Origin of the sequence: Streptomyces sp. (genome assembly GCF_035644915.1) — a bacterium.
In the GTDB taxonomy this organism is placed as follows: Bacteria; Actinomycetota; Actinomycetes; order Streptomycetales; family Streptomycetaceae; genus Streptomyces.
Genome location: NZ_DASQNP010000149.1, coordinates 26,683 through 33,014, shown reverse-complemented (window position 1 = coordinate 33,014; position 6,332 = coordinate 26,683). Strand labels below are relative to the sequence as shown.

6 protein-coding genes are annotated in these 6,332 nt (G+C 73.7%); all 6 read left to right on the top strand.

What is annotated here, in order from left to right:
- Positions 1-311 precede the first annotated feature (311 nt).
- Complete coding sequence (locus VE546_RS27985) at positions 312-395, top strand: putative leader peptide (RefSeq protein ID WP_414720503.1); 84 nt, start codon at positions 312-314, stop codon at positions 393-395.
- 319 nt (positions 396-714) lie between these two features.
- Complete coding sequence (sfnG, locus tag VE546_RS16630; RefSeq protein ID WP_324922990.1) at positions 715-1,842, top strand: dimethylsulfone monooxygenase SfnG; 1,128 nt, start codon at positions 715-717, stop codon at positions 1,840-1,842.
- A gap of 73 nt (positions 1,843-1,915) precedes the next feature.
- Positions 1,916-3,133, top strand: coding sequence for an acyl-CoA dehydrogenase family protein (locus VE546_RS16625; protein WP_324922989.1), 1,218 nt, complete (start codon positions 1,916-1,918; stop codon positions 3,131-3,133).
- A 126-nt stretch (positions 3,134-3,259) separates the two neighbouring features.
- Positions 3,260-3,817 carry an NADPH-dependent FMN reductase gene (gene ssuE / locus VE546_RS16620; RefSeq protein ID WP_324922987.1) on the top strand — a complete coding sequence of 186 codons (558 nt, stop codon included), beginning with the start codon at positions 3,260-3,262 and terminating at the stop codon, positions 3,815-3,817.
- A gap of 27 nt (positions 3,818-3,844) precedes the next feature.
- Entirely contained in the window at positions 3,845-5,056 is a 1,212-nt protein-coding gene (locus tag VE546_RS16615) for an SfnB family sulfur acquisition oxidoreductase (RefSeq protein ID WP_324922986.1), read from the top strand.
- A gap of 113 nt (positions 5,057-5,169) precedes the next feature.
- On the top strand, positions 5,170-6,330 hold the full coding sequence (locus VE546_RS16610) for an LLM class flavin-dependent oxidoreductase (RefSeq protein ID WP_324922984.1): 1,161 nt from the start codon (positions 5,170-5,172) through the stop codon (positions 6,328-6,330).
- Positions 6,331-6,332 lie beyond the last annotated feature (2 nt).

Sequence of the window (6,332 nt, the reverse complement as noted above, 5' to 3'; positions counted from 1 at the left end):
AACGTTCCCCAGGAAAACCGGACTCTCTGCTCCCCGCGCCCGCGGGGATGGTCCCCAGGGCTTGGAGGCCGGCGCCTGGAACACTGACTGCTCCCCGCGCCCGCGGGGATGGTCCATTCGCGCGTGGCGGTATCCTGCCTGGCTACACCTGCTCCCCGCGCCCGCGGGGATGGTCCCGTGCCCGGGGGGACGATAACCCAGCCGCCGCCCTGCTCCCCGCGCCTGCGGGGGTAGTTCCGGCGTGCCCGGCATGCGAGACCGAGTAGGGGCGTTCTTGACCCCGCCGGTGTCCCACTGGTTGGATCGTTGGCATGAAGCGAAACGGTCTCACGCGGCGACGCCACGTCGATCTCGCGCGTGTTTCCAGCGCTTTCTGTTGTTGCTGCCGGGGCTGAACGATCCCGGGCTTCTCTCCCGCTTCCAGGGAAACCTTCTCGCGCCCGCCCACCGCGCCGATCCGCTCCTGAGCGGTCCGGCCCCGGTGCCGTACGCCCGTTGACCACCGAGACCCGGACCCCGGCCGTCGTACGGCCGGTTCCGCGGTTGGTTTTGTGGGGCTGACGGCGCGTCACCCGACTCGTCCGGTTCCCGTTTCCTCCCTCCCGTTCCCCGCGCGTCCGCGGTTTCTCCGCCGTTCCCGCCGGCGGCGTACCGCCGTGCGGCGGACCGGGCGCCGTGCCCTCTCCTGCCCGTCCTCACTTGCTCGGAGTAGCCATGTCAGCACCATCCGCGACCGAACCCGTCCGTTTCGCCTACTGGGTGCCGAACGTCAGCGGCGGCCTGGTCACCAGCACGATCGAGCAGCGCACCGACTGGGGTTACGACTACAACCGCGAACTCGCCGTGCTCGCCGAGGACAACGGGTTCGACTACGCGCTCAGCCAGGTCCGCTACATGGCCAGCTACGGAGCCGAGTACCAGCACGAGTCGACCAGCTTCAGCCTCGCCCTGCTGCTGGCCACCCGGCGGCTGAAGGTGATCGCCGCGGTGCACCCCGGCCTGTGGCACCCGGGGGTGCTGGCGAAGCTGGGCGCCACCGCCGACCACCTCTCCGGCGGCCGGTTCGCGGTGAACGTCGTCAGCGGCTGGTTCAAGGACGAGTTCACCGCGCTCGGTGAGCCCTGGCTGGAGCACGACGAGCGCTACCGCCGCTCCGAGGAGTTCATCCGCGCGCTGCGCGCCATCTGGACCGAGGACCACGCCGAACTGGCGGGCGACTTCTACCGCATCCGCGACTTCTCGCTCAAGCCCAAGCCGGTGAGCGCCCCCGGCCGCCCGCATCCGGAGATCTTCCAGGGCGGCAACTCCACCGCCGCCCGCGCGATGGCCGGCCGGGTCTCCGACTGGTACTTCAGCAACGGCAAGGACTTCGACGGGGTCACCGAGCAGCTCGACGACATCCGCGCCTCCGCCGCCGCGGCGGGCCGCACCCCGCCGCGCTTCGGCCTCAACGGCTTCCTGATCGCCCGCGACACCGAGGCCGAGGCCCGTGAGACGCTGCGCGAGATCGTCGCCAAGGCCGACACCGAGGCGGTGCACGGCTTCGGCGCCGCCGTGCGGCAGGCGGGACGGTCCACCGCCGACGGCAAGGGGATGTGGCAGGACTCCTCCTTCGAGGACCTGGTCCAGTACAACGACGGCTTCCGCACCGGCCTGATCGGCACTCCCGAGCGGATCGCCGAACGCATCGTCGCCTACAAGCGGCTCGGCGTGGACCTCCTCCTGCTCGGCTTCCTGCACTACCTGGAGGAGGTCGAGTACTTCGGCAAGCGGGTCCTCCCCCTGGTGAGGGAGCTGGAGGCCGAGCTGCCCGAGACCGAACCGGCCCCCGCGTTCTCCTGACCCCCGCACACACCCGCGCACCCGTGCCCACACCCGAGCACCCACACATCCGCACACCGGGAGGACACCCGAGATGACCACCACCGCAGCCACCGACTGGCAGACCCGGCCCCGGCCCGACGACGCGGACGGCTGGATCCGCCGGGCCGCCGAGGTCGCCGCCGTCCTGGCCACCGACGCCGCCGCCCGCGACAAGGCCGGCGCCACCCCGTACACCGAGGTCCGACTGCTGAAGGACTCCGGACTGGTCACCCTGCTCGGCCCCGTCGAGCACGGCGGCGGCGGTCAGGACTGGACCACCGCCTACCGCGTCGTCCGCGAGGTGGCCAAGGCCGACGGCTCCATCGGCCAACTGCTCGGCTACCACTACCTGTGGAACTGGGCAGCCCGCCTGGTCGGCACCCGCGAGCAGTGGGAGCACGTCGAGGCCGAGGCCGCCCGGAACCAGTGGTTCTTCGGCGGCGCCGTCAACCCCCGCGACAACGACGTGGTGGTGCGGGACGAGGGCGACACCCTCACCTTCACCGGCCGCAAGACGTTCTCCACCGGCTCCAGGGTCTCCGACGTCACCGTCCTCGAAGGCGTCCTGGAGGGCACCGACCAGCACGTCTTCGCCATCGTCCCCTCCGACAGCGAGGGCCTGACCTTCCACGACGACTGGGACAACATCGGCCAGCGCCTCACCGAGAGCGGCAGCGTCACGATCGACGGGGTGCGCGTCCCGTGGTCGGCCGCCGCCGGCTACGTCGACAAGGAGTTCCGGCCGCGCGTCTACAACACCCTCAACGTGCCCACCATCCAACTGGTCTTCGTCAGCTTCTACCTGGGCATCGCCGCGGGCGCCCTGGAGACCGCCGCCGCCTACACCCGCACCAGGACCCGGCCCTGGCTGCACGGCGGGTACGAGCGGGCCGTCGACGAGCCGTACGTCATCGACACCTACGGCGACCTCACCGCCAAGCTGTGGGCCGTCGAGGCGCTGGCCGACGCGGTGGCCGCCGAGGGGCAGAAGCTGCACGACGACCCCGACGCCGTCACCGAGCGGGCGCGCGGCGAGTTCGAGGTGCGGGTCGCGGCGGTGAAGGCCCGGGCCACCGACGTCGCGCTGGAGGTCACCAGCCGGATCTTCGAGGTCACCGGCGCCCGTTCCACCGCCTCCGCCGAGGGCCTGGACCGCTTCTGGCGCAACGTGCGCACCCACACCCTGCACGACCCGGTGGCCTACAAGCGGCGCGAGGTCGGCCGCCACGTCCTCACCGGCGAACTGCCCCAGCCCACCTGGTACTCCTGACCGCCCGCCCCGGTGGGCCGCCCCGCGCCGCGCGGGACGGCCCACCGGGGGCGGCACCCCGCACCCCGCACCACCTCTCCACCGCACCCGCCGGACCACTTACGGCACCACGAAAGGCATCCCGTCATGGCAACCGTCCTGTCCGTCTCCGGAAGCCCCTCGCCCCGCTCGCGCACGGCCCGCCTGCTGCGCCACCTGGACGCCCGGCTGGCCGCGCAGGGCCACGAGGTGGTCCCGCTCGACGTCCGCTCCCTGCCGCCCGAGGCCCTGCACGGCGCGGACGTCGCCCATCCGGCCGTGGCCGAGGCCGCCGCCCTCTTCGCGCGGGCGGACGGCGTCGTCATCGGGACCCCGGTCTACAAGGCCGCCTACTCCGGCCTGCTGAAGTCGCTGCTCGACCTGCTCCCGCAGTACGCCCTGGCCGGCAAGACCGTGCTGCCCCTGGCCACCGGCGGCACCACCGCGCACGTCCTGGCCATCGACTACGCGCTGCGCCCGGTGCTCAGCTCGATGGGGGCCGCGCACATCGTGCAGGGCTGGTTCACCCTCGACAGGGACATCACGGCCGGCCCCGACGGCGGCATCACCGTCGCGCCCGCCGCGGCCGAGGCCCTGGGCCAGGTGGTGGACGAGTTCTCCCGCGCCCTGGGCCGCAACGACTCCGTGCTCGCCGCCGCGAGCTGAGACCGCCGGAGAACGGGAGCACACCCCATGTCCACCCCTGTGTCCACCCCTGTCCCGAGCGCCCATGTGATCGCCGACGACGCGGAGGCGCTGAAGACGGCGGCCGAGCTGGCCGAGGAGTTCCGGCCGGGCGCCGCCGAGCGCGACGCCCGGCGCCTGCTGCCGCACGCCGAGCTGGACCGGCTCTCGGCCTCCGGGCTGCTGGCGGTCACCGTGCCCGCCGGGTACGGCGGCGCGGACGTCTCGGCCCGGACGCTGGCCGAGGTGTTCCGGCTGCTGGCCTCCGCCGACGCCAGCCTGGCGCAGATCCCGCAGAGCCACGTCGTCTACCTGGAGGTGCTGCGCCGTCAGGGCACCGCCGAGCAGCAGGCGTTCTTCTTCGCCCAGGCGCTGGCGGGCAGGCGGTTCGGCAACGCCCAGTCCGAGGCCGGCACCCGGCACGTCCAGGACATCCGCACCCGGCTGGAGCGCCGCGACGACGGCTCGTACCTGCTGACCGGCGTCAAGCACTACTGCACCGGCGCCCTGTTCGCCCACTGGATCCCGGTGCTCGCCCGCGCGGAGGACGGCGCCCTCCACGTCGCCTACGTGCCGCGGGACGCGCCCGGCCTGACGGTGGTGGACGACTGGGACGGCATGGGCCAGCGCACCACCGCCAGCGGAACGGTGCGGCTGGACGGCGTACCCGTGCCCGCCGACCGGGTGGTGCCCCACCACCTCACCTTCACCGGGCCCCAACTGCACGGCGCCACAGCCCAGTTGCTGCACGCCGCGATCGACGCCGGGATCGCCGCGGGGGCGCTGGCGCAGGCGGCGGAGTTCGTACGGACCGCGAGCCGGCCGTGGTTCGAGAGCGGATGCGACACGGCCGCCGAGGACCCGCTGCTCATCCAGCGGTTCGGCGAGCTGGCGATCCGGGTGCGGGCCGCCGACGCCCTGCTGGCCGCCGCCGCGGAGGCGGTGGACACCGCCCGGGGGAACCTGACCGACGACACCGCCGCCGAGGCGTCGATCGCGGTGGCGGCGGCCAAGGTCACCGCCGCCGAGGCGGCGGTCGAGACGGGCAGCGCGCTCTTCGAGGTCTCCGGCACCCGCTCGGCGCTGGACTCCCTCAACCTGCACCGGTACTGGCGCGACGCCCGCACCCACACCCTGCACGACCCCGTCCGCTGGAAGGTCCAGCACATCGGCCGCCACGTCCTGAACGGCACCCGGCCGCCCCGCCACGGGCTGCTCTAGCCCGGCGCCCGTCCAGCCGTCCGTCCCGACCCAGCCGTCCCGGCACATCCACCCCGACCCGCCCGTCCCGACACATCCGCCCGTCCGAACGTCCGAACGGAGCCACCCCTGCCATGACCCTGACCTTCCACTGGTTCCTGCCCACCAACGGCGACAGCCGCCATGTCGTCGGCGGCGGCCACGGCACCGGCGTGACGGCCTCCGGCCGCGACCGCCCGCCGACCGTCGGCTACCTCACCCAGATCGCCCGCGCGGCCGAGGACCTGGGTTTCGCGGCGGCACTGACCCCCACCGGCGCCTGGTGCGAGGACGCCTGGCTGACCACCGCGATGGTCAGCCGGCACACCGAACGGCTGAAGTTCCTGGTCGCCTTCCGGCCCGGGTCCGTCTCGCCCACCCTCGCCGCCCAGATGGCCGCCACCTACCAGTGGCAGACCGGCGGCCGGCTGCTGCTGAACATCGTCACCGGCGGCGAGAGCCACGAGCAGCGCGCCTACGGCGACTTCCTGGACAAGGACGCCCGCTACGCCCGCACCGACGAGTTCCTCGGCATCGTCCGGCGGCTGTGGGAGGGGGAGACGGTGGACCTGGTGGGCCGTCACCTACGGGTCGAGGGCGCCCGTCTGGCCCGGGTGCCCGACCCGGTGCCGCGGATCTACTTCGGCGGTTCCTCACCGGCCGCCGGGCAGGTCGCCGCCCGGCACGCCGACGTCTACCTCACCTGGGGCGAGCCGCCCGCCCAGGTCGAGGAGAAGATCAGCCGCATCCGCTCGCTCGCGGCCCGGCACGGCCGCACCCCGCGCTTCGGCGTCCGCCTGCACGTCATCACCCGGGACACCGGCGAGCAGGCGTGGGCGGAGGCGCGGCGGCTGCTGGACGGCTTCGACCCGGAGACGGTCCGCGCCGTCCAGGAGGGGCTGGCCCGCAGCGAGTCGGAGGGGCAGAAGCGCATGCTCGCCCTGCACGGCGGCAGCCGCGACCGCCTGGAGATCCACCCGGGTCTGTGGGCCGGCATCGGCCTGGTGCGCGGCGGCGCCGGCACCGCGCTGGTGGGCAGCCACACCGAGGTCGCCGACCTGATCGGCGAGTACCACCGGGCGGGCGTGACGGAGTTCGTGCTCTCCGGCTACCCCCACCTGGAGGAGGCCTACTGGTTCGGCGAGGGCGTCCTGCCGGTCCTGCGGGCGCGCGGACTGTGGACGCACCCCGCCGGCGCCGATGGCACCCGCCCGGCCGCCGCACAGGTGCCCTTCGCCGCCTCCGCGACCTCCTGACG